Origin of the sequence: Ralstonia sp. 22086 (assembly GCF_052045975.1) — a bacterium.
Classification (GTDB): domain Bacteria; phylum Pseudomonadota; class Gammaproteobacteria; order Burkholderiales; family Burkholderiaceae; genus Ralstonia; species Ralstonia wenshanensis.
In genome coordinates this window covers 74532-93328 of the sequence record NZ_JBQEPZ010000004.1, presented here as the reverse complement: position 1 = coordinate 93328, position 18797 = coordinate 74532, and the positions used below count along the sequence as shown (strand labels likewise).

14 protein-coding genes are annotated in these 18797 nt (G+C 65.4%); 13 read left to right on the top strand and 1 reads right to left on the bottom strand.

The annotated features are described in order from the left end of the window. Positions 1-30: 30 nt before the first annotated feature. The 13 genes from ACTJK6_RS17595 (at position 31) to ACTJK6_RS17535 (ending at position 16414) form a co-directional block, all read left to right on the top strand. Entirely contained in the window at positions 31-1320 is a 1290-nt protein-coding gene (locus tag ACTJK6_RS17595; RefSeq protein WP_232039125.1) for an NAD(P)/FAD-dependent oxidoreductase, read from the top strand. A gap of 82 nt (positions 1321-1402) precedes the next feature. Further along, positions 1403-3022, top strand: a complete 1620-nt coding sequence (locus tag ACTJK6_RS17590; protein ID WP_440839677.1) for an ABC transporter substrate-binding protein — start codon at positions 1403-1405, stop codon at positions 3020-3022. Between the two features lie 45 nt (positions 3023-3067). Continuing rightward, on the top strand, positions 3068-4024 hold the full coding sequence (locus ACTJK6_RS17585) for an ABC transporter permease (protein WP_316871698.1): 957 nt from the start codon (positions 3068-3070) through the stop codon (positions 4022-4024). A gap of 28 nt (positions 4025-4052) precedes the next feature. Continuing rightward, positions 4053-4967, top strand: coding sequence for an ABC transporter permease (locus ACTJK6_RS17580; RefSeq protein WP_232040239.1), 915 nt, complete (start codon positions 4053-4055; stop codon positions 4965-4967). A 2-nt stretch (positions 4968-4969) separates the two neighbouring features. Beyond that, complete coding sequence (locus tag ACTJK6_RS17575; RefSeq protein WP_440077936.1) at positions 4970-6607, top strand: ABC transporter ATP-binding protein; 1638 nt, start codon at positions 4970-4972, stop codon at positions 6605-6607. Positions 6608-6627: 20 nt separating this feature from the next. Next, positions 6628-7716: a tartrate dehydrogenase gene (locus ACTJK6_RS17570; protein WP_440839676.1), complete on the top strand. Its 1089-nt coding sequence runs from the start codon at positions 6628-6630 to the stop codon at positions 7714-7716. A gap of 27 nt (positions 7717-7743) precedes the next feature. Continuing rightward, complete coding sequence (locus ACTJK6_RS17565) at positions 7744-9213, top strand: NAD-dependent succinate-semialdehyde dehydrogenase (protein ID WP_440839675.1); 1470 nt, start codon at positions 7744-7746, stop codon at positions 9211-9213. Positions 9214-9283: 70 nt separating this feature from the next. Next, positions 9284-9679: a winged helix-turn-helix transcriptional regulator gene (locus ACTJK6_RS17560; protein ID WP_322018538.1), complete on the top strand. Its 396-nt coding sequence runs from the start codon at positions 9284-9286 to the stop codon at positions 9677-9679. 64 nt (positions 9680-9743) lie between these two features. Further along, a complete protein-coding gene (locus tag ACTJK6_RS17555) occupies positions 9744-10271 on the top strand; it encodes a hypothetical protein (protein WP_440077945.1) in 528 nt (175 codons plus the stop codon). Between the two features lie 113 nt (positions 10272-10384). After that, positions 10385-11731, top strand: coding sequence for a TolC family protein (locus ACTJK6_RS17550; protein WP_440839674.1), 1347 nt, complete (start codon positions 10385-10387; stop codon positions 11729-11731). Then, positions 11728-12948 (top strand): efflux RND transporter periplasmic adaptor subunit, encoded by a 1221-nt coding sequence (locus ACTJK6_RS17545; protein WP_440077946.1) that lies wholly within the window; start codon positions 11728-11730, stop codon positions 12946-12948. The genes ACTJK6_RS17550 and ACTJK6_RS17545 overlap by 4 nt, the downstream gene beginning before the upstream one ends. Then, the gene (locus tag ACTJK6_RS17540) at positions 12945-16094 is read left to right on the top strand and encodes an efflux RND transporter permease subunit (protein ID WP_440839673.1); all 3150 of its coding nucleotides are present in this window, start codon (positions 12945-12947) and stop codon (positions 16092-16094) included. Before ACTJK6_RS17545 ends, ACTJK6_RS17540 begins: the two co-directional genes overlap by 4 nt. Then, positions 16091-16414, top strand: a complete 324-nt coding sequence (locus ACTJK6_RS17535; RefSeq protein ID WP_260803210.1) for a P-II family nitrogen regulator — start codon at positions 16091-16093, stop codon at positions 16412-16414. Before ACTJK6_RS17540 ends, ACTJK6_RS17535 begins: the two co-directional genes overlap by 4 nt. A gap of 116 nt (positions 16415-16530) precedes the next feature. On the opposite strand, the gene ACTJK6_RS17530 is transcribed toward ACTJK6_RS17535, so the two are convergent. Further along, complete coding sequence (locus ACTJK6_RS17530; protein ID WP_433868228.1) at positions 16531-18771, bottom strand: M1 family metallopeptidase; 2241 nt, start codon at positions 18769-18771, stop codon at positions 16531-16533. Positions 18772-18797 lie beyond the last annotated feature (26 nt).

Below are 18797 nucleotides of genomic sequence, written 5' to 3'. Positions count from 1 at the left end.
GCGTCTCGATCGCCACCCCACATGACCTCCATGAAACTCGACTCCTACTGGAACGACTCGGTGCCCGCGCTGGCGCTGGACGCGCACGATCTGCCGGCGCAGGCAGACGTGGTGATTGTCGGCGGTGGTTTCACGGGGTTGTCGGCCGCGCTGGCGCTGGCCCGGCGTGGCGCCAGCGTGGTCGTGCTGGAAGCGGGCGAGAGGGTGGCGCCCGAGGCGTCGGGGCGGAACGGCGGCCACGTGAACAACGGCCTGGCAGTGGATTACGCCGACCTGGCCGCCAAGGTGGGCGTGGACCGCGCCCGCGCCTGGTATCACGCCTACGACGCCGCCGTGGATACGGTGGAGCGCATCGTGCGCGAGGAGGGCATCGCCTGCGACTTCCAGCGCAACGGCAAGCTCAAGCTCGCCACCAAGCTGTATCAGATGGACGCCCTGCAACGCAGTGCGGACCGGCTGATCGCGGATGGTGTGGATCGGGATGTCGAGATACTCGATGCTGCCCGCGTGCGCGCTGAAATCCAGAGCGAGCGCTTTCATGGCGGCCTGCTCTACAAGCGCAGCGGGCAGATGCACATGGGCCGCTTTGCGCAGGGCCTGGCCATGGCGGCACAGCGTCAGGGTGCTCAAGTTCATACGCGCACGTGCGTGCAACGCGTCGAGCGTGTGCAAGGGCAGGTGCATCGTGTCCACACCACGCGCGGCACGGTGCTGGCCAAACAGGTGCTGCTGGCGACGGGCGCGTCGCGCCACGGCGGTTATGGCACGTTCGGCTGGCTGCGTCGGCGCATCGTCCCGATTGGCAGCTTTATCGTCACCACCGAACCGCTCGGTGCGGAGCGTGCGCACGCGTTGCTGGCAGCGCGCCGCACGTATGTGACGGTGGCGAATATTCACCATTACTTCCGCCTCACGCCAGACCACCGGTTGGTGTTTGGTGGCCGCGCACGCTTTGCGGTGTCGAGCCCGCAGCAGGATGCGATGAGCGGCGAGGTGCTCCGCGCCGGCCTGACGGAAACCTTCCCGCAGTTGCGCGATGTGCGCCTCGATTACTGCTGGGGCGGCCTTGTCGACATGACGCAAGATCGCCTGCCGCATGCGGGTGAACGTGACGGCCTGTTCTACTCCATGGGCTACAGCGGGCATGGCACGCAGATGTCCGTGCACATGGGCGAGCGCATGGCCGAAGTCATGGCCGGCGACGCTGCTGCCAACCCGTGGCGAGATCGCGCGTGGAGCGCCATTCCCGGTCACTTTGGCCCGCCGTGGTTTTTGCCCGCGGTCGGCATGTACTACCAGCTCAAAGACCGGTTTGCCTGAGCGGTGCCGCAAACGCAGTCTTCCGCAGTATCCAACGATCGCAACGCATTCCAATCAGACCAGATCCATCAGGAGCCCCACCATGAGCGACAGCCATAACGAGTTCGAGAACCTTGTCGGTCCCGCCGAAAGCCAGCGGGTGATGGCGTCGCTCAAGCGCGGTGCCTCGCGACGCGACGTGTTGAAGATGCTGATGGCCGGTGGCATGCAGGCCACGCTCGCCGGCAGCCTGGCGGGCACGGCCGTCAGCGCGTATGCGCAGACGCCGCGCCGTGGTGGACGCATCCGCGTGGCGGCGGCCACCGCAGCAGCGACCGACACGCTCGACCCGGCCAAGCAGTCGAACCAGAACGACTACGTGCGCTGCAACATGGTCTACAACGGCCTGTTCGTGCTGGACGGCAGCCTCACGCCGCGCCCTGCGCTGGCCGAGTCGTACCACACGGCCGATGCCAAGACCTGGGTGCTGACGCTGCGCAAGGGTGTGACCTTCCACGATGGCAAGGCCCTGTCCCCGGCAGACGTGGTGTATTCCGTCATGCGCCACAAGGATCCGGCCACTGCCTCGAAGGCCAAGGTGCTGGCCGACCAGATCGAGAGCGTCAAGGCGACCGGGCCGAACGAGGTGACGGTGGTGCTGACCGCTCCGAACGCCGACTTGCCCGTGATCCTCGGCACCTTCCACTTCCATATCGTCAAGGACGGCACGACCGATTTCAGCGGCGGCATCGGCACCGGCCCGTACAAGATCAAGGAGTTTAAGCCCGGCGTGCGTACCGTCGTCGTGCGCAACGACGGGTACTGGAAACCGGGCAAGCCGTATCTGGACGAGATCGAGTTTGTCGGCATCGGCGATGAAAGCGCGCGCGTCAACGCGCTGCTCTCGGGCGGGATGGACCTGGTGGCGTCCGTCAACCCGCGTGCCGTGGCACGCGTCAAGAGCACGCCAGGCTACGCCATCTTCACGACGCAATCGGGCCAGTACTCTGACCTGATCATGCGCAAGGATATGGGCCCGGGCGCGAACCCCGATTTCGTGATGGCGATGAAGTACCTGTTCGACCGCGAACAGATGAAGAAGACCATCGCGCTGGACTACGCGGTGCTCGGCAACGACCAGCCGATCGACCCGACCAACCGCTTCTATTTCAAGGGGCTGCCGCAGCGCGCGTTTGACATCGAGAAGGCGAAATTCCACCTGCAGAAGTCGGGCGTGACCGGCAAAATTCCTGTTGTGGCATCACCGGCGGCCCAGTATTCGGTCGAGATTGCACTGGTGCTGCAGCAGACCGCACAGCGCATCGGCCTGGACCTCGACGTCAAGCGCATGCCGGCCGACGGTTACTGGTCCAACCACTGGCTGAGCAGCCCGGTCGGTTTTGGCAACGTCAATCCACGCCCGAGCGCCGACACCATCCTCACGCAGTTCTTCAAATCCGATGCGGCGTGGAACGAGTCGCGCTGGAAAAGCCCGAAGTTCGACCAGTTGCTCGTCGCCGCCCGCGCCGAGACCGATGTCGCCAAGCGCAAGCAGATGTACGCCGACATGCAGACCATGATCCACGGGGAAGCGGGCATCGGCATTCCGCTGTTCCTGGCCAGCATCGATGGGCACACGACCAAGCTCAAGGGCCTGGCCCCGATCCCGCTGGGTGGACTGATGGGCTACTCGTTTGCCGAGAACGTCTGGCTTGAAGCCTGACGGTGCGATGGTGGCGTTCTTGCCGAAGGTGATGAAGGGGCTGTCATGAATCGAGTCATCCTTAAGCTGCTTGTGCGGCGCGTGGCGCTGGCGCTGCTGTCGTTGCTGGCGGTGTCGGTCATCGTGTTCTCGATCACCGCTGTGCTGCCCGGCGACGCCGCGCAAGAACAGTTGGGGCAGGACGCCACGCCCGAAGCCCTGGCCGCGCTGCGTGCGCAGATGGGCCTGAACGTGCCGGCGCCGCAGCGCTATGTGCATTGGCTCGCCGGCATTGCGCGCGGCGACCTCGGGCAATCGACCACCACGCAGATGCCAGTGGCCGAACTCGTGGCAAGCCGATTGCCAAACTCGCTCCTGCTGGCGGCGGTGACGGCGTTGTTCTCGGTGCCGATCGCGCTCAGCCTTGGTGTTGCTTCGGCCGTCTGGCGCGGCTCATGGTTCGACAGGGTGGCCTCCACGGCATCCGTGGCCGTGGTGTCGGTGCCGGAGTTTCTGGTGGCGACGCTCGCTGTGCTGGTGTTCGCCGTCAAGCTGCGCTGGCTGCCAGCGCTGTCGTACGTCAACGACATCGAATCGCTGGGCCACATGCTGAAGGCGTTTGCCATGCCGGTGCTCAGCCTGTGCTGCGTGATCGTTGCGCAGATGATGCGGATGAGCCGCGCCGCGGTCATCGACCAGCTCGAGGCGCCGTACATCGAAATGGTGCGTCTGAAGGGCGCCTCGCCGATGCGCGTGGTGCTTGCGCATGCGCTGCCCAATGCCGTGGGTCCGATCGCCAATGCGGTGGCGCTGTCGCTGTCGTACCTGCTGGGTGGCGTGATCATCATCGAGACGATCTTCAACTATCCCGGCATCGCCAAGTTGATGGTGGATGGCGTGTCGCAGCGTGACATGCCGCTCGTCCAGGCCTGCGCCATGATTTTCTGTGCGGGCTACCTGCTGCTCGTGACCACGGCCGATGTGCTGGGCATTGTCGCCAACCCGCGTCTGCGCCACCGTTGATGCTGATCCTATGAACAAGAGCCTGACGATGGAAACCACGCCAACTTCCCCTACGTTGCCGGCCGGCACGCCACCCGCGCCGCCCGCACCGCGCCACCCCATACGGCGCCTGCTGAGCAGCTTCGGTGTCACGGGCCTCATCGGCCTGGCCGTGCTGGTGTTCTGGGTGCTCGCGGCGCTGGTCGGCCCCGCGCTGCTGCCCGCACACCTGATTACCAGCGGCGACGGCAACGGCGATGTATTCGGCCCCATGAGCGCGGCCCACTGGTTCGGCACCGATTACCTCGGCCGCGACATGTTCGTCCGCGTAGTGGAAGGCGCGCGCTACACGGTGGGTGTGGCGCTCGTGGCCACCGTGCTGGCCAGCGGCACGGGCACGGTGCTGGCGCTGTTTGCCGCTGCCATGGGTGGTCTGGTCGACGCCACGTTGAGCCGCGTGCTCGATACGCTCACGGCCATCCCGAGCAAGATGTTCGCGCTGCTCATGGTGGCGGGCTTCGGTTCTTCGGTGACGATGCTGGTGGTGACCGCCGCCATCATCTACGTGCCCGGCGCGTATCGCATCGCACGCTCGCTGGCGGTCAACATCAACGCGCTCGACTACGTGACCGTGGCGCGCACACGAGGCGAGGGCACGCTGTACATCATGCTGCGCGAGATCCTGCCCAACATCCTCGGGCCCATGCTGGCCGATCTGGGCCTGCGCTTCGTGTACGTCGTGCTGCTGCTGGCGAGCCTCAGCTTCCTGGGCCTCGGCATTCAGCCACCGTCGGCCGACTGGGGCTCGCTGGTGCGCGAGAACATCGGCGCGCTGCCGGATGCGGGCGCTTCGGTCATCGTGCCGGCGCTGGCCATTGCGAGCCTGACCATTGCGGTCAATATCGTCATCGACAACCTGCCGGGCCGAGGTCGTTCTCGGGCCCGCGAACGCGGAGGGCGTTGAACATGGGCGCGTCCGTCGTCGTAGAAGGCCTGCGCATTACCGCAGGCGAACAGACCCTCGTAGACAACCTCAGCTTTGCCATCCAGCCCGGCGAAGTGCTGGCGCTGATTGGCGAGTCGGGCTCCGGCAAGACCACCACCGCGCTTGCACTGATGGGCTATGCGCGCCGCGGCTGCGAGATCGCATCGGGCAGCGTGCGCATTGGCGATATCGACGTGCTGCACCTGCCGCCCGCAGAGCAGCGCGCGCTGCGCGGGCGCACCGTGGCCTACATCGCGCAGAGCGCAGCGGCGTCGTTCAACCCGTCGCGCACGATCCTGGATCAGGTGGTGGAGCCTGCGCGCATTCACCGTACGATGTCGCGGGCAGAAGCTGAGGCCAAAGCCGTGGAGTTGTTCCGCGAACTGGCGCTGCCCAATCCCGAAACCATTGGCGAGCGGTATCCGCATCAGGTGTCGGGCGGGCAGTTGCAACGGCTCATGGCTGCCATGGCGCTGATCATCGATCCGGATCTGGTGATCCTGGACGAACCGACCACCGCGCTGGACGTGACCACGCAGATCGAAGTGCTCCGTGCGTTCCGCCGCGTGGTGCGCGAGCGCCGCGCTACCGCCGTCTACGTGAGCCATGACCTGGCCGTGGTGGCGCAGATGGCCGATCACATCCTGGTGCTGCGCGGCGGCCAGATGCAGGAGATCAACCCGACCGCGCACATTCTCGCCACGCCCGATCACGACTACACCCGGAGCCTGCTGGCGGCGGCACGGCCAAAGGCGCGCCCGGCAGAGCACTGCCTGGGCGAGGGCGAATTGCTGCTCGATGTGCAGGGGTTGGGCGCCGGCTACGGGGCGGTGGATGCCAAGGGCCAGCCCGCCACGCGCATCCTCGACGACATCAACTTCAAGCTCTATCGGGGGCAGGCCATCGGCGTGATCGGTGAATCCGGCTCGGGCAAGACCACGCTGGCCCGCGCCATTGCGGGGTTGATTGCGCCGTGCGAGGGCAGCATGACGTTCCACGGCAAGGCGCTCGAACCACTGCTTGCAAAACGTTCGCCCGACGCGCTGCGCCGCATCCAGATCGTCTTCCAGATGGCCGACACGGCGCTCAACCCGTCGCACACCATCGAGCGCATTCTGGCGCGGCCCCTGCAGTTCTATAAGGGGTTGAAGGGCGAAGCATTGCAGCGGCGGATTCGCGAGCTGCTCGATCTGGTGCGCTTGCCGCACAGTGTGGCTCAACGCTTGCCGGGCGGGCTCTCGGGCGGACAGAAGCAGCGCGTGAACCTGGCGCGTGCCCTGGCGGCCGAGCCTGACCTGATCCTCTGCGACGAGGTGACTTCCGCGCTCGACACCGTGGTCGGCGCCGCCGTGCTCAACCTCATGGCCGACCTGCGGCGCGATCTGGGCGTGTCGTACCTCTTCATCAGCCACGATCTGCACACGGTGCGCGCGGTGTGCGACGAGATCGTCGTCATGCAGCACGGCCGCAAGCTCACGCAGGTGGCGCGTGCCGATTTCGATCGCGGCCCGCACCATCCGTACTACGAACAACTTGCCAACTCGGTGCCCGAACTGCGCCAGGGCTGGCTTGACGAGCGGGACCGCACGGTAGCCCATGCCGCGGCGGTCTCCATCTAACAGAGAAAAAAAGGAACGACATGATTCCAGCATTCCGCATCGCGATCATTCCCGGAGACGGCATCGGCCGCGAGGTCATGCCCGAAGGCCTGCGCGTCATCCAGGCGGCGGCCGAGCGCTTTGGCTTCGAGCTTGAGTGCCACACCATCGATTGGGCCAGCTGCGACTACTACCAGCAGCACGGCACGATGATGCCCGACGACTGGAAGGCGCAACTGAAAGGCATGGACGCGATTTTCTTTGGCGCGGTCGGCTGGCCGGCGACCGTGCCCGATCACGTCTCGCTGTGGGGCTCGCTGCTCAAGTTCCGCCGCGAGTTCGACCAATACATCAACCTGCGCCCCGTGCGTTTGTTTGAAGGTGTGCCGTGCCCCCTCGCCAATCGCAAGCCGGGCGACATCGACTACTACGTCGTGCGCGAGAACACCGAAGGCGAATACACATCGCTCGGCGGCATCATGTATGAAGGCACCGACCGCGAAATCGTGATCCAGGAATCGGTCTACTCGCGCAAGGGTGCAGAGCGGCTGCTGAAGTTCGCCTTCGACCTTGCGCAGAGCCGCGAGCGCAAGCACGTGACGCTCGCCACCAAGAGCAACGGCATCGCCATCAGCATGCCGTGGTGGGACAAGCGTGCAGATGAAGTCGCGCAGCAATACCCCGACGTCACGCTCGACAAGCAGCACATCGACATCCTGACCGCACGCTTCGTGCTGCAGCCGGGCCGCTTCGATGTGGTGGCCGCCACCAACCTGTTTGGCGACATCCTGTCCGATCTTGGCCCCGCAACGACGGGCACGATCGGCCTGGCACCTTCCGCCAACCTGAACCCCGATCGCACGTTCCCCTCGCTGTTCGAGCCGGTGCACGGTTCGGCGCCGGACATCTACGGCAAGAACATCGCCAACCCGATTGCGATGATCTGGTCGGGCGCGTTGATGCTGGATTTCCTGACGCAAGGGCAGGGCGCGGGGCGTGCGGCGCACGACGCCATCGTCGCGGCCATCGAAGCCGTGTTGAAGGACGGCCCGCGCACTCCGGATCTGGGCGGCACCGCCAACACCACGCAGGTGGGCGAGGCGATTGCCGCGCACGTTGCGGGTGCCTGATTTTCATTTGCTGTGGACCAAAAGACGATGTCTCTCTCACTCGAACGCGCGGACTTGATCCGCAGCGGCAACTACATTTCCGGCGAATGGCTGAGCGCAACCGGGCCGCTGCTGGACGTGACAAATCCTGCCACTGGCGACCTCATCACACGCGTGCCCGACTCCGGCGCGGATGAGGCACGGGCTGCCCTTGACGCCGCGCATGCCGCCTTCCCGGCGTGGCGCAAGGTGCCCGCCAAGCAGCGCGCGCAGATCATCAAACGCTGGAACGATCTCGTGCTGGCGCATCAGGATGATCTCGGCAAGCTGATCTCGCTGGAGCAGGGCAAGCCGCTCGCCGAAGGCAAGGGCGAGGTGGCCTACGCCGCGAGCTACATCGAATGGTTTGGCGAACAAGCCACGCGCATGAACGGCGAGGTCATACCCGCGCCCGTGCCGGGCCGGCGCATGTTTGCACTCAAGGAGCCGGTGGGCGTGGTGGCGGCCATCACGCCGTGGAACTTCCCGGCGGCGATGATCGCGCGCAAGATTGCGCCGGCGTTGGCCGTGGGCTGCACTGTGGTCTGCAAGCCCGCCGAAGACACGCCGTTGACTTCACTCGCGCTAGTGCGCCTCGCGCAGGAAGCGGGCGTGCCGCCGGGCGTGCTCAACATCGTCACCGCGTCGCGCGAACGCACGCCCGAGGTGGTGGACGTTTGGCTGGACGATGCCCGTGTGCGCAAGATCACCTTCACGGGCTCGACGCCGGTCGGCAAGCATCTGGCGCGCCGCAGCGCCGACACGCTCAAGAAGCTCTCGCTCGAACTCGGCGGCAATGCGCCCTTTATCGTGTTCGAGGATGCGGACATCGATGCCGCCGTGGACGGCTTCATGGCAGCCAAATTTCGCAACGGCGGGCAGACCTGTGTGTGCCCGAACCGCGTGTTCGTGCACGACGCGGTGCACGATGCATTTGCCGCCAAGTTGGCCGCACGCGTGGCTGCACTCAAGGTCGGACAGGCCAGCGACCCCGCTTCGCAGATCGGCCCGATGATCAACGCACGCGCGGTCGAGAAGATTGACCGGCACGTGCAGGACGCCATCGCCAAGGGCGCCAAGGTGTTGACTGGCGGCGCACGCCTGACCCAGCTCGGCGCCAATTACTACGCACCCACGGTGCTGATCAACGCCGATGCCACCATGGCCTGCGCGTGCGAAGAAACTTTCGGCCCCGTCGCGCCGCTCACGCGTTTCACCACCGAAGAGGACGTGATTGCCGCCGCCAACGACACGCCGTTTGGCTTGGCCGCTTACTTCTACAGCCAGGACGTGCGTCGCATCTGGCGCGTGGCCGAAGCGCTGGAGACAGGCATTGTCGGCATCAATGAGGGCGCGCTGGCAGCCGAGGCCGCGCCGTTTGGCGGCGTGAAGGAATCCGGCTACGGCCGGGAAGGCTCCGTCCACGGGTTGGACGACTACCTTCACACCAAGTACGTTTGCCAGGGCCAGCTCGACTGACGGGGCGCGTTGCAGGGTGGCACGATTGACGGTACGGTCACGCGTATCCCAATCGTGTTCCGGAGGCCCCATGGCCGACAACATGGCTTCTTCTTCAACGCAGGAAAACCCGTCTGAAGGCACCGCCGGCGCCTGTCCGTCTACGCGCGCACTCAAACTGGTAGCCGGCAAATGGGCGTTGCGCATTTTCCCGGCGCTGGAAAACGGTCCCGTGCGCAACAACGAACTCCTGCGCCGCGTGGGCGACGGCATCTCCCAAAAAATGCTCACGCAAACGCTGCGCGAGCTGGAAGCCAACGGCCTCATCCTGCGCACCATCTACGACAGCGTCCCGCCGCACGTCGAATATCGTCTCAGCCCGCTCGGTGAATCGCTCAACCGGACGCTCGTCGGCCTGGACGACTGGGTGCGCGCGCATTGGCCCGAAATGGAACGGATCCGGAAAACGCAGGTCGATTCCGATTGACATCCGCGCGATCTGCCCGACGTTGTGTGCGGATGCAGCATTTTTCCGATAGTATTCGGGGCCCATGTTTGTGACGACTCTCTCCTCCGCCTTGCCGACGTTGTCTCGCGCCACCGCGCGGGGCGTGCTGTCGCGCGTGCGCGGCGTACGTTGGATCGTCACGATCTGGTGCCTGTTGTTTACGGTGTCGGTGTTCTCGGCCACGCACTTCCCAGATGGCCAGGCTGCGGACGACGCGCTGGAAGCCATCGAAGCCGTGGTCGACGACGTGCCGGGCGATGCGCTGCAGACGGCCAAGCCCGGCAAGGGTTTCGAGCGTGCCATCAAGGTTGCGCTCGGCAAGGCGGTCAAGCAGCCCGGCCAGTGTTTCAGCGTTGAGCATTGGGTGGCGCATGCGTCCGATGCGCCGGATATGCCAACGAGCAGCGCCGCCGCCCCCGATCACCCCAGCGACGCGCCGGAACTCTGGCTGCCGCCGCCTCCGATGGCGTTGATGCCCGGCTTGCGTGTCGCGCGCGTCCGCGTCTCTCTTCCTCCGTTCCAGGCTGGCCCCACGCCGGCCCCCATGCTGCGTCCTCCCGCACGCGTCTGACTTCCGGCATGCGCCGGAAACCATCCCCTTGAGTTGCTAGTGCTGCGCCAACTGGTCTGTTGACCGGCTGCGCGCTCGCGCTTGCCTGTTCTTCTTTTTCAGGATGATTTCGGATGTTGTCCAATCAGGATGCGGCCACTCCGCGCCCCGCAGCCGGTGCGCGCGCGTCGCGACGTGCTGTTCTTTTCGCTGTGCTGGCCGCAATGGCCGTCCACGCCAATGCAGCGCCGCCAGTGCCTTCACCGCGTGGTGCCCAGACCGCCACTGCCCGCGCTGACGAGGCGCTTCCGCAGCCGCGCTACACCTTGCCGCAGTTGCTGGAGTTAGCCCGCGCCAACCACCCGGCGCTCGCCGCTTCGCAGGCGCAGGTGCAGGCCGCGCAGGCGGGCACTGCCACCGCGCGCGCCTGGCCCAACCCCGAGGTGGAAGCCATGGCCGGCCGCCAGCGTGCCCGCATGCCGGGTGCGGCGGAAGGCCGCACCAATAGCGTGTCGATCACGCAAAAGCTCGACTTGCCGTGGCAGCGCGCGGCCCGCACGCAAGCCGCCGATGCCGCGTACGAGGCGTCGCAGGCGACTGCCCGGTCGCAGGCACGTGACGTAGAGGCCGATCTCAAGCTGCGCTTCTACGACGTGGTGCGCCGCGAGGCCGAGCAGCGCAACGCGCGCGAAGACGTGACGCTGGTCGAGCAGATCCGCCGTGGCGTGGCCGTGCGTGTGGAAACCGGCGAGGCCCCGCGCTATGAACTCATCCGTGGCGACGCGGAGTTGCTCAACGCGCAGCGCAATGAACAGGCCGCCGCACTGCGCGTGCAACAGGCGCTGGCGGAACTGCGCCGCGCCGTGGGCGCCGATCTGCCGCTGACGTTCGATGTCGATGCCGGTGCGGAGACCCCTCCGGTGGCGCATCTGCCGCCTCTGGCGGATCTCGTCAGCACGGTCCTTGCCACGCATCCGGAGCTGGAGGCCGACCGTGCCGCCGTGCGCGAGGCCGAAGCGCGTCTCGCGCACGAGCGCAGCCAACGCTGGCCGTCGCTCGCGCTGCGCGGATCGGTCGATCGCCAGCCCGATCTGCAGGACAGCCGCGTGGGCCTGGTGATGTCGATTCCGCTGTTCGACCGACGTGAAGGCCCGGTGGGCGAAGCCGTGGCTGCCCGCGAACGCGCCCGCGCCCTGTTGCGCGACCGCGAGTTGCGTGTGCGGCAGGCGGTGGAGTCCGCCTATCGCCAATACGAGATTGCAGAGTCGCAAGTCAGCGCGCTCGAATCCGGCGTCATCAAGCAGGCCGAATCGGCGCTGCGCGTGGCCGAAGCCGCATACCGCCACGGCGAGCGCGGGATTCTCGACTACCTCGATGCCCAGCGCGTCTTCCGCCAGGCACGCAATGACCTGATTGCCGCACGCGCAGACCTGCGCACCGCCGCCGTTGAACTCGACCGCCTGCGCCCGGAGGCCCAATGACACGCCCGAGCCATCGCGTTGCCTCCCGAACCCATGAATCCAGCCTCACCATGAACGCACCTGCTTCCTTCTCTTCTTCGATCCGGCTGGCCGGCGTTGCCCTTGCGGCGATGTTGTTGCTTGGCGCCTGCGGCAAAGACGCTGCCAACGATGCCAAGGCCGCGCAACAGGCCGTCGACCCGAATCTCGTGGTTGCACAACCCACGCTGGTGCAGCGCCTGAAAGTGGCGCCGGTGGGCAAGCAGCCGATTGCCGAGCGCTTGCGCGTGCCGGGGCAGATCGCGTTTGACGAACAGCGCGTGGCGCGTATTGGTGCCACCGTCACGGGTCGTGTGACGGAGCTGGTCGCCACGCCGGGGCAGAGCGTCAAGGCAGGCGACATCCTCGCGCAATTGCACAGCACCGAGCTTGGCGCCGCGCAGCTTGCCTATCAGAAGGCTGCTGCGCAGCGTGATTTGCAGGCACGTGCGCTGGAGCGCGCCAAGCTGCTGCTGGCCGCCGACGTGATCGGCTCAGCCGAGCTCCAGAAGCGCCAGAGCGAACTGGCGATGGCCGATGCCGAAGTGCGCGCGGCCGTCGACCAACTGCGCGTGATGGGCGTGTCGCCCGGCACGCTGGCAAAGATGCGCACGGGCGGCATGTCGTCGATCTCGCCCGTGGTGGCAAGCATCAGCGGCACGGTGGTGGAGCGCAAGGTGACGCGCGGCCAAGTCGTGCAGCCAGCCGATGAGCTGTTCACCGTGGCCGACCTGTCGCGCGTGTGGGTGGTGGGCGAAGTGCCCGAAAACGCCGCTGCGGGCGTGCGCGCAGGCCAGGCCGTGGAGATCGACACCGGCGCCGGCGACCGCATTGTCGGCAAGCTGATCTGGGTGTCGGACATTGTCGACCCGCAAACGCGGACGGTCACGGTGCGCACCGAAGTGGACAACGCAGAGCGCACGCTCAAGCCGTCGATGCTGGCCACGCTGCTCATCCAGTCGCGCCCGGAAGAGCGGGTGGTGGTGCCAACCTCCGCCGTGGTGCGTGAAGACAACCGCGACTACGTATTCGTGCGCGCCAGCGAGACGAACTACCGGCTCACGCCGGTCAAGCTCGGCGATGAATCGAACGGTGTGCGCCCGGTCATCTCCGGCGTGCAGGCCGGGCAGCCGATCGTCGTTGAAGGCGGCTTCCATCTGAACAATGAGCGCAAGCGCGCCGAGATGGAGGGCGCATGATCGACGCATTGATTCGCGGCGCGCTCAAGCAACGGCTCGTGGTGGCGGTGATCGCCGCCGTGCTGCTGTTCTTCGGGTTGGACGCCGCACGCAAGCTCTCGCTTGACGCCTTTCCGGATGTGACCAACGTGCAGGTGCAGATCGCTACGGAGGCGCCTGGGCGCTCACCCGAAGAGGTCGAGCGCTTTGTGACCGTGCCGGTGGAAATGGCCATGACAGGCCTGCCGGCGCTGACCGAGATGCGCTCGCTCAACAAGCCGGGCCTGTCGCTCATCACGCTCGTCTTTACCGACGAGACCGACGTGTACTTCGCGCGCCAGCTGGTGATGGAGCGGTTGATCGAGGTGCAGTCCCGTATGCCGGCGGGTGTGACGCCGGTGCTGGGTCCTGTATCGACGGGGCTGGGCGAGGTGTATCAGTACACGCTCGACAAACCGGATGACGGCGACAAGGAGCTTTCGGTGGAGGAACTCACCCAGCGCCGCATTGCGCAGGACTGGGTGGTGCGTCCGCTGCTGCGCTCCATTCCGGGCGTGGCCGAGATCAACTCGCAGGGCGGTTACGAGAAGCAGTACCAGGTGCTCGTCAACCCGGAACGCCTGCGCCACCACAACGTGACGGTCAAGCAGGTATTCGAGGCGCTGGCCGCCAACAACGCCAACTCGGGTGGCGGCGTGCTGCCGCACTTTGCAGAGCAGTACCTGATTCGCGGCGTGGGTTTGGTGCGCGACACCAACGACATTGGCGCCATCGTGCTCAAGGAGGTCAACGGTACGCCGCTCACGATTCGCGACGTGGCTGAGGTGAAGATCGGCACGGCGGTGCGTGCGGGGGCGGTGGTCAAGAACGGCGTGACGGAATCCGTTGGCGGTGTGGTGATGATGATGCGCGGCGGCAATGCCAAGGAAGTCGTCGCCCGCATCCAGGATCGCGTCAAGGCCATCAACAACGACGGCATGCTGCCCGATGGCCTGAAGATCGTGCCGTACTACGAGCGTTCAGAGCTGGTCGATTCAGCCTTGCAGACCGTCATCAAGGTGCTGGCCGAAGGCGTGGTGCTGGTGGTGATCGTGCTGCTGCTGTTCCTGGGTGACATACGTTCATCGCTCATCGTGGTCGGCACGCTGATCCTCACGCCGTTGCTGACGTTCATGGCGATGAACAAGCTCGGCATCTCGGCCAATTTGATGTCATTGGGCGGGTTGGCCATCGCCATCGGCTTGATGGTCGATGGCTCCGTGGTCGTGGTGGAAAACGCCTTTGCGCATCTGGCCAAGCCGCGCGACCCGAACGAGAGCCGCGCCCGCATCATCCTGCATGCGGTGACGGAAGTGGCGACGCCCGTGATCTTTGGCGTGGGCATCATCATCCTGGTGTTCCTGCCGCTGATGACGCTGGAGGGCATGGAAGGCAAGATGTTTGCGCCGCTAGCCTTCACGATTGCGATTGCGCTGTTCTTCTCGCTGGTGCTGTCGCTGACGCTGACGCCTGTGCTGTCGTCGTATCTGCTCAAGCCCAAGGCGCACAAACACGTGGAAGGCGAACACAGCGATGACCCACACGCCGAGCACGATGCGCACGATACGTGGCTGATTCGGAAGATGAAAAAGCCGTATCTGCGCTTGCTGGAGCTGAGCCTGAACAACGGCCGCAAGACCGTCATCGTGGCTGTGGCGGTGTTTCTCGCCACCGGCGCGCTGATGCCATTCCTGGGTACGGCGTTCATTCCGGAAATGAAGGAGGGCTCGGTGGTGCCAGGCATCAACCGCGCGCCGAATATCTCGCTGGAAGAGTCGATCCGCATGGAGATGGAAGCCATGCGCCTAGTGATGCAAGTGCCGGGCGTGAAGTCGGCGGTTTCCGGTGTGGGCCGAGGCGAGTCTCCGGCCGACCCGCAGGGCCAGAATGAATCGACGCCGATCGTGTCATTGAAGCCGCGCGACGAATGGCCCAAGGGCTGGAATCAGGACGACATTGCCGAGGCGATGCGCAAGGCGCTGCAGGTGTTGCCCGGCGTGCAGATCGTGATGGCGCAGCCGATCTCCGACCGCGTGGACGAGATGGTGACCGGCGTGCGTTCCGACGTGGCCATCAAGGTGTTCGGCGACGACCTGAACACGCTGCGCGAAAAGGCCGAGGCGATTGCCAAGGTGGCGCAGGGCATCCAGGGTGCGCAGGACATGCGTGTCGAGCGCATTACCGGCCAGCAGTATCTGCAGATCGCGATCGACCGCCAGGCCATCGCGCGTCACGGCCTGAACGCGGCCGACGTGCACAACGTGATCGAGACCGCCATCGGCGGCAAGGAAGCCACGGAAATCTTCGAAGGCGAGCGCCGCTTCAGCGCGGTGGTGCGTCTGCCGGACGCATATCGCGGCAGCGTGGAGGCCGTCCGCAACCTGATCGTGGCCGCCCCCAATGGCGCACAGGTGCCGATGGAAAGCATCGCCCGCATTGATGTGACCGACGGCCCCGCGCAGATCAGCCGTGAGCTGGGCAAGCGCCGCGTGGTGGTGGGCGTGAATGTGCGCGACCGCGACTTGGGCGGCTTCGTGGCCGAGTTGCAGGCGGCCGTCGCGCAGAAGGTCAAGCTGCCCGAGGGCTACTACCTGGAGTGGGGCGGCCAGTTCCAGAACATGGAACGCGCCATGGGCCACCTGAAGGTGATCGTGCCGATTACGGTGGCCGCCATCTTCTTCCTGCTCTTCCTGCTGTTCAACTCGGTGCGCTACGCCACGCTGATCATTCTGGTGCTGCCGTTTGCCTCGGTGGGCGGGATCATCGGCCTGTTTGTCACGGGTGAGTACCTGTCTGTGCCAGCATCGGTGGGTTTTGTGGCGCTTTGGGGCATCGCGGTGCTCAACGGCGTGGTGCTGGTCAGCACGATCCGCAGTCTGCGCGAGCAGGGCATGTCGGTGGAGGAATCGGTGCGGCTGGGCTCGCGCATGCGTTTCCGGCCCGTGATGATGACGGCCACGGTGGCCATGCTGGGCTTGATCCCGTTCCTGTTTGCCACGGGGCCGGGTTCAGAGGTGCAACGGCCGCTGGCCATCGTGGTGATCGGCGGTCTGTTGACCTGCACGCTGCTCACGCTGGTGATGCTGCCCACGCTGTACAAATGGTTTGATGAGGAGTCGAAGGCATGAAGGAAATCCGCATCGTAGTGCGCCCGCAACTGCTGGAACGCATGCATGAAGCGCTGCGCAGTTGCCCGGGGTTTCCCGGTATGACGGTGGCCGAAGTGAATGCCTATCCGCCAACGGCTTCGCAGGCTGGCGCGCATTCCATCAAGGAAGACCTGACGGAGTTTGTGCCGCGCGTACGCATCGAGATCGTGGCCTCCGATGCGCTGGCCGGCGTGCTGTTCGAAAGCGCCGTCAAGGTGCTGGAACACGGCCAGACCGGTGACAGCGCCATCTGGATGACCGATGTGATTCAGGCCACCTTCCTGCATCGCACGGGTTGAAGATCGTGTGATGCGCACATGAAAAACGGCGGACCATGTCCGCCGAAAATCAGGAGCCAACGTTGCAGCGGGCTGCTTCCTAAGACACACGGGAAGCGGCCCGCTTGCTTTGGTGCTTACCGCTTGATGTCGGTCAGATGCTTCATGAGACCTTCGTAGCGGAACTTGTGGATCGGGCGATCCATGTTCTGCATCTGTTGCAGCTGCACCGCTTGCGGACGCAGCGAGCCCGTCGGCGTCACAGCCTGTGCACGCAGCGTTGCGACGGCCGGCTGCATGTTCTGGATGCCGACGATCTGGTCATACAGCGCCTTGTCGATGATCTGCGCGTTGTACAGCTGCGTTGCATCGCCGGCGATGTTGGTCGTCGTCGCCTTGTTGGTGATGGTGCCGGCCTGCGCCAGCAGCGCACTCCACAGCGTCGGGCTGTAGTTGGTCACGTAGTAGTCCAGGCCCGTGGGGTTCGCCAGCACGGCCGAGCAGGTCGGCAGCGTGACCTGTGCGGTCTGCTGATCCAGCACCACCGTCTGCGTCTGCGCCAGCCCATCGCCGTAGGCGATCGTGAGCGGAATATTCCACTGATAGCCGGAATAGACGTTCTTGTTCGGGAACGCCTTCTGCGTGATCGTCAGTACGTTCTGGTTGGTGGCCGGGTTGCACTGCGCGTCGATGCTGACGAGCGGCACGCCCGTCTGGCGCACAAAGCTGTCGCCCACCTTGCCGACAGGCTTGCCGCTGGCGGCTTCAAGCTCTGCCCACAGGCGCGGCGGTGTGCCGTTGCCGAACTTGTACTTGTTCAGGTAGCTCTGCAGCCCCTTGCGCATGGCGTCCTTGCCGACGTAGTTCTCGATCATCTGCAGGACATGGCCGCCCTTGTTGTAGGCAAAGCGGTCGAGGAAGTCCATCGAGCCGGCATCACTCAAGTTGTGCTGCACCGGCACCGAGGTCGGCTGCAGGTCGAGCGTGTAGACGCGCTGCTTGACGGCCGCATAGTCGGCCCACGTGTTGCCCTGGAACTCCGGGTGCAGTGCGATCTTGGTGACGTTCTCGAACCAGTTGGCAAAGGATTCGTTCAACCAGATGTCGTCCCACCAGTCCAGCGTGACGAGGTCGCCAAACCATTGGTGCGCCAGTTCATGCGACACAACAACGAACGAGCGTGCCTTGCCCATCGAGTGGACGGTCGTCGGTGCGCCATCGGGCGGCACCAGCACCTGGTCGGCAAATTCGAAGATGGCGCCCCAGTTCTCCATCCCGCCAAAGCCGGCATTCTTGTTGTCGTAGCTGTCGTTCGCGACGATGGTGTCCATCTTGTCGAACGGCAGCGGGATCTGGAAGTAGTTGTAGTAGTGGTTCAGCGCTTCCTTCGTGAACTGCATGCCGGCCACCGCCGAGTGCGCCTCGCCAGGCGGCACCCACCAGCGCAGGCGCATGCTGCTGCCATCGAGCGGGTTGGTGAACTGGTCTTCCAGGATGTCGAACTTGCCGCCGCCGAAGAACAGCAGGTACGCCGGCATCGACGGCGTCTTGGCAAACGACACCTGCTGATAGCCATCCGGCAGCTTGGTGGCACCCGTCTGCCTGCCGTTGGCCACGGCCTTCCAGTCGCCCGGAATTTCCGCCGTCACCTCGAAGGTGTTGCGGAAGGCCGGCTCATCCCAGCTCGGGAACCACTCGCGCGCGAAGTTCGATTCGCCCTGCGTGACGATGGCGTCGGAACTCTCACCCGTTGCCGCCTGCAGGCCCAGCTTGAAGATGCCCTCGGCCTTGGTGAAGTTGATCGTGCCCGTCCATTCCATGTGCAGCACGTAGTTGCCGGGCTTGATGTCTCCAGTCGGGTCGCGCAGGTCGTAGAAGGCCCCTTGCGATTGCGGAATCGGCACCAGCACGCGCGATGCACCGCCGCCCGAGGTGGGCGTGAGCGTCAGGCGCGAGGCGTCGAGCTTCAGGTCACGCACGGCCAGCGTCACGGCGCCGGTCTGCTTGGTGACCTTGATCTCCACGTCGGCGCGGCCCGAGAAGCTGTTCAGGTCTGCGCTCGGGCGGAACCACAGTTTGTAGTTGACGGGCTTGATGGTGTCCGGCAGTTCAACCGGGGGCACCGATGCGTCGACGGCCGGCGCCTGCGCATTGGTGTTGCCGGTATTGGTATTGCCCTGCTGCTGCGAGCCGTTTGCGTCCAGCTTGCCGCCGGACGGGGTCAGCGCGTCATCTCCGCCGCCGCCGCATGCGGCCAGAATCAGCGCTGCCGCAGCCTGGGCCACGAGTGCCAGCTTGAACGAGCGACGTGTCCGGGCGCTGTGCGCGCGTCCGGTGCGTGTCGTGGCCGTACGACGGAAGGTTGTCGAATCCCGCATTGCATTTCTCCTGAGGTGGAAACGAA

What these genes read in the sequence shown, in the direction of transcription:
- ACTJK6_RS17595 (WP_232039125.1), top strand. Translation starts at nt 31, where the DNA reads ATGAAACTCGACTCCTACTGGAACGACTCGGTGCCCGCGCTGGCGCTG.
- ACTJK6_RS17565 (WP_440839675.1), top strand. Translation starts at nt 7,744, where the DNA reads ATGTCTCTCTCACTCGAACGCGCGGACTTGATCCGCAGCGGCAACTAC.
- ACTJK6_RS17530 (WP_433868228.1), bottom strand. Translation starts at nt 18,771, where the DNA reads ATGCGGGATTCGACAACCTTCCGTCGTACGGCCACGACACGCACCGGA.
- ACTJK6_RS17575 (WP_440077936.1), top strand. Translation starts at nt 4,970, where the DNA reads ATGGGCGCGTCCGTCGTCGTAGAAGGCCTGCGCATTACCGCAGGCGAA.
- ACTJK6_RS17570 (WP_440839676.1), top strand. Translation starts at nt 6,628, where the DNA reads ATGATTCCAGCATTCCGCATCGCGATCATTCCCGGAGACGGCATCGGC.
- ACTJK6_RS17560 (WP_322018538.1), top strand. Translation starts at nt 9,284, where the DNA reads ATGGCCGACAACATGGCTTCTTCTTCAACGCAGGAAAACCCGTCTGAA.
- ACTJK6_RS17545 (WP_440077946.1), top strand. Translation starts at nt 11,728, where the DNA reads ATGACACGCCCGAGCCATCGCGTTGCCTCCCGAACCCATGAATCCAGC.
- ACTJK6_RS17585 (WP_316871698.1), top strand. Translation starts at nt 3,068, where the DNA reads ATGAATCGAGTCATCCTTAAGCTGCTTGTGCGGCGCGTGGCGCTGGCG.
- ACTJK6_RS17535 (WP_260803210.1), top strand. Translation starts at nt 16,091, where the DNA reads ATGAAGGAAATCCGCATCGTAGTGCGCCCGCAACTGCTGGAACGCATG.
- ACTJK6_RS17580 (WP_232040239.1), top strand. Translation starts at nt 4,053, where the DNA reads ATGGAAACCACGCCAACTTCCCCTACGTTGCCGGCCGGCACGCCACCC.
- ACTJK6_RS17555 (WP_440077945.1), top strand. Translation starts at nt 9,744, where the DNA reads ATGTTTGTGACGACTCTCTCCTCCGCCTTGCCGACGTTGTCTCGCGCC.
- ACTJK6_RS17540 (WP_440839673.1), top strand. Translation starts at nt 12,945, where the DNA reads ATGATCGACGCATTGATTCGCGGCGCGCTCAAGCAACGGCTCGTGGTG.
- ACTJK6_RS17590 (WP_440839677.1), top strand. Translation starts at nt 1,403, where the DNA reads ATGAGCGACAGCCATAACGAGTTCGAGAACCTTGTCGGTCCCGCCGAA.
- ACTJK6_RS17550 (WP_440839674.1), top strand. Translation starts at nt 10,385, where the DNA reads ATGTTGTCCAATCAGGATGCGGCCACTCCGCGCCCCGCAGCCGGTGCG.